This window comes from Streptomyces zinciresistens K42 (assembly GCF_000225525.1).
GTDB lineage: Bacteria > Actinomycetota > Actinomycetes > Streptomycetales > Streptomycetaceae > Streptomyces > Streptomyces zinciresistens.
Map to the genome: position 1 here is coordinate 1 of NZ_AGBF01000382.1, position 2,726 is coordinate 2,726.

Annotated in this window: 3 protein-coding genes and 2 pseudogenes; 4 read left to right on the forward strand and 1 reads right to left on the reverse strand. The window is 72.5% G+C overall.

Features of this window, described 5'->3' with window-relative positions:
- Positions 1–327, forward strand: a pseudogene (locus SZN_RS42105) (hypothetical protein); the annotation flags it as partial.
- A 145-nt stretch (positions 328–472) separates the two neighbouring features.
- On the opposite strand, the gene SZN_RS36550 reads toward SZN_RS42105, so the two are convergent.
- Positions 473–853 carry a winged helix-turn-helix transcriptional regulator gene (locus SZN_RS36550; RefSeq protein ID WP_007505751.1) on the reverse strand — a complete coding sequence of 127 codons (381 nt, stop codon included), beginning with the start codon at positions 851–853 and terminating at the stop codon, positions 473–475.
- Positions 854–996: 143 nt separating this feature from the next.
- Here SZN_RS36550 and SZN_RS36555 point away from each other — a divergent pair, with 143 nt between their 5' ends.
- From SZN_RS36555 to SZN_RS36565, 3 genes and pseudogenes are all read left to right on the forward strand, one after another.
- Positions 997–1,404: a RidA family protein gene (locus SZN_RS36555; protein ID WP_007505753.1), complete on the forward strand. Its 408-nt coding sequence runs from the start codon at positions 997–999 to the stop codon at positions 1,402–1,404.
- 350 nt (positions 1,405–1,754) lie between these two features.
- Complete coding sequence (locus SZN_RS36560; RefSeq protein WP_007505755.1) at positions 1,755–2,417, forward strand: RNA polymerase sigma factor; 663 nt, start codon at positions 1,755–1,757, stop codon at positions 2,415–2,417.
- A pseudogene (locus SZN_RS36565) lies at positions 2,417–2,726 on the forward strand (hypothetical protein); the annotation flags it as partial. The gene SZN_RS36560 and the pseudogene SZN_RS36565, both read left to right, overlap by 1 nt.

Here is a 2,726-nt window from a genome sequence, read left to right on the forward strand (position 1 = left end):
CGCCCGGCCGACCCGCCCGTCCGCCCGCCCGCGGCCCGGGACACCGAGGCCGAGTGCCGTGCCTGGGACCGGATCGAGGGCCGGGGCAGAGCGGCCGACTCGACGGCCTGGCGGCGGCTCGTCGCCGCGGCGGGCGGCCCGGACAAGGTGGCCGCGTACTGCGCCGGCCGGCGGGGGAAACCGGGGGGCGGGCCGGCCCGCGCGGCGGAGGGAAACACCCCCGGCCGAGGCCCCGCGGCCGCGAACGGCAAGGCCGGCGAAAACGCTCCCGCCCGGAACCGCGGCGGCGGAAGCCGGCCGGACCGGGGCGCGGAGAAGAAGAACTGACCGCGCCGGTGCCGCGACTTCGCACGCGCACAGGATGTCAGCGTACGCGCACGGTGACCGGCGGGGAGGCGTACCGCGCGGTCGCTTCAGCAGTCGGAGTCGGGCGGCAGGTGTCAGGCGTCGAAGCGGTGGCGGGCGGCAGGTGTCAGGCGTCGAAGCGGTGGCGGGCGGCCTCGATGTGCCCGAAGTGGCGGTGCGTCCAGTCGCACATTCCGTCGACGGTCGCGCGCAGGCCCCGGCCCGGCTCGGTGAGGGTGTACTCGACACGCGGCGGGACGGTGGGATGCACGTCTCTCTCGACCAGTCCGTTGCGCTCCAGCATGCGCAGGTTCTGGGTGAGCATCTTGTGGCTGATGCCCTCGACCTCGTTCCGCAGTTCGCTGAAGCGCAGGGTGCGTTCACCGAGGGTCTCGATGATCAGGAACGCCCACTTGTTGGCGACGTCGGAGAAGATCTCTCGCGCCAGTGAGTCCGCGCGCCTGAGGTCAGCCTCCTCGGACGGGCCCTTGATCTGCTTGGTCACCATCAGGTTCCCCAGTCACTGGAAAGTGCGTTCTTCCATGTCAGCGCACACTCTCCTACGGTTTCCCAGTAACCACAAGAGACCGGAAGGCGCCTTGGCGGGGCGGACACGAGCCCGTCGGCGCCCAGGACGAGGAGGCAGGCAGTATGGCCGTCAACCTGGTGAACCCGAGTGGGCTGCCCGAGATCGACGCCTACCGGCAGGTGTCGATCGCGACGGGGTCGAGGCTGGTCTTCGTCGCCGGCCAGGTCGCCTGGGACGCCGAGGGGGTCACGGTCGGTGAGGGCGACCTCGCCGCGCAGGTCGAGCAGTGCTACCTCAACATCGGCACCGCGCTGGCCGAGGCCGGCGGCTCCTTCGGCGACGTGGCGAGACTGACCTTCTACGTCGTCGACTGGACCCCCGACAAGATGCCCCCACTCCTGGAGGGCATCTCCCGGGCGTCCGCGAAGCTGGGCATCACCCCGGTCCCGCCGGCCACGCTGCTGGGTGTCGCGGCCCTGGACGTCCCCGGGCATCTGGTCGAGATCGAAGCCACCGCGGTCCTCGACTGACAGTGAGGGCCCCGCGCGGGTGCCGGACGCGCCGTTCACGGCAGGCGCACCGCCGCAGGTCGGAGGGCTGGACACCGCGGAGACGGCCGGGGCCGCCACCCCCCACAGGAGAGGCCCCGGCCGTCGCGCGGCACGGGCCGCGCGGCGGCCCGTATCTCCTACAGCGCCATGACTGCGTTTTCTGTCACACCCGTGCGGGACGAGCCGCATGCCGGGTAGTTGCGCGTTGTACAGACATGGACGTGCAGTGGTTTCACGCCGTAACGTGCCTTTCGCGCCGGACGCGGAGGGTGTAAGACCACCGCAACGACCTGCGGTCTTGGCACCGCAACCATCAATTGAGGTATCCAGTGCTGGGGGACGACGCGGAGCTGACCGCCGCGGTGCTTGCGGCACAGGACGGGAACGAGACCGCGTTCCGGACTGTGTACCGATCCGTGCACCCGCGGCTGCTCGGATACGTGCGGACACTGGTCGGCGACCCGGACGCCGAGGACGTCGCCTCGGAGGCGTGGCTGCAGATAGCGCGCGACCTGGAGCGGTTCAGCGGGGACGCGGACCGCTTTCGCGGCTGGGCCGCCCGGATAGCCCGCAACCGCGCCCTGGACCACATACGGATGCGGGGCCGCCGCCCCGCGACAGGCGGCGACGAGACGGAACTGACCGGCCGGGCCGCGGAGTCGGACACGGCCGGTGAGGCCATGGAGGCCCTGGCCACCGACGGCACCCTGTCCCTCATCGCCCGGCTGCCGCAGGACCAGGCCGAGGCGGTCGTGCTGCGGGTGGTCGTGGGCCTGGACGCCAAGACGGCCGCGGCTACGCTGGGCAAGCGTCCCGGTGCCGTCCGCACGGCGGCGCACCGCGGTCTGAAGCGGCTCGCCGAACTCCTCGGGGACGATCCGGAATCGTCCGGCGTCCTCGACGCCCTGCCTCCCCAGCGGGAACCGCGTGGTCGCGCCGTGACGTCCGCCAGTGTGACGCATCTGCGTGCGCGGACGCAGAAGGATGTGTGATGGCCGACGAGCAGTACAGGTGGCTGGACCGCGAAACGGCGGAGCGGTTGCTGCGCGGAGAGTCGCTGGAGGCCGTCGACCCGGCCGACCGGGACCAGGCCGAACGGCTCGCCAAGACACTTGAGGCGCTGACCGCCGAACCCTCGCTGAACAGCACGGAACTCCCCGGAGAGGCCGCCGCGTTGGCGGCCTTCCGCATGGCGCGCGCGGACCGTGCGTCCGCCGCCGCCGACCTCGGCTCCGCCGCCGGACCCGGCTCCGCCGAGGACACCGAGGTCGCGCTCGTCCGGCTCGGCGGCCCCGCCCGCC